This is a genomic window from Microvirga sp. HBU67558 (assembly GCF_018069605.1).
GTDB classification, from domain to species: domain Bacteria; phylum Pseudomonadota; class Alphaproteobacteria; order Rhizobiales; family Beijerinckiaceae; genus Microvirga; species Microvirga terrae.
The window spans coordinates 1-689 of sequence record NZ_JAGPUP010000255.1; the positions used below are offsets into that span (position 1 = coordinate 1).

A 689-nucleotide genomic window follows, 5' to 3' on the forward strand; every position below is an offset into this window, starting at 1 on the left:
ACCGTCGCCAAGGAGATCGAGCTCTCCGACAAGTTCGAGAACATGGGCGCCCAGATGGTGCGCGAGGTCGCGTCCAAGCAGAACGATCGCGCCGGTGACGGCACCACGACGGCGACGGTTCTGGCCCAGGCCATCGTGCGCGAGGGCGCCAAGGCGGTGGCCGCCGGCATGAACCCGATGGACCTCAAGCGCGGCATCGACATGGCCGTCGAGGCCGTCGTGGCGGATCTCAAGAAGAACGCCAAGAAAGTGACGTCCAACGACGAGATCGCCCAGGTGGGCACCATCTCGGCCAACGGCGACGCCGATGTGGGCCGCATGCTGGCGGAGGCCATGCAGAAGGTTGGCAACGAGGGCGTGATCACGGTCGAGGAAGCCAAGTCCCTGGAGACCGAGCTCGAAGTCGTGGAGGGCATGCAGTTCGACCGCGGCTACCTCTCGCCGTACTTCATCACCAACGCCGAGAAGATGCGCGTGGAGCTCGAGGATCCCTACATCCTCATCCACGAGAAGAAGCTCTCCGGCCTCCAGGCCATGCTGCCCGTGCTCGAAGCGGTGGTTCAGACTGGCAAGCCGCTCCTCATCATCGCCGAGGACGTCGAGGGCGAGGCCCTGGCGACATTGGTGGTCAACAAGCTGCGTGGCGGCCTGAAGATCGCCGCCGTGAAGGCTCCGGGCTTCGGCGACCG

1 protein-coding gene is annotated in these 689 nt (G+C 65.5%); it reads left to right on the forward strand.

Annotation, left to right across the window (positions count from 1 at the left end; translation table 11 throughout):
* Positions 1-689 (forward strand): chaperonin GroEL (groEL, locus tag KBI52_RS01085; protein ID WP_210804815.1); only part of this gene is annotated, 689 nt, incomplete at both ends.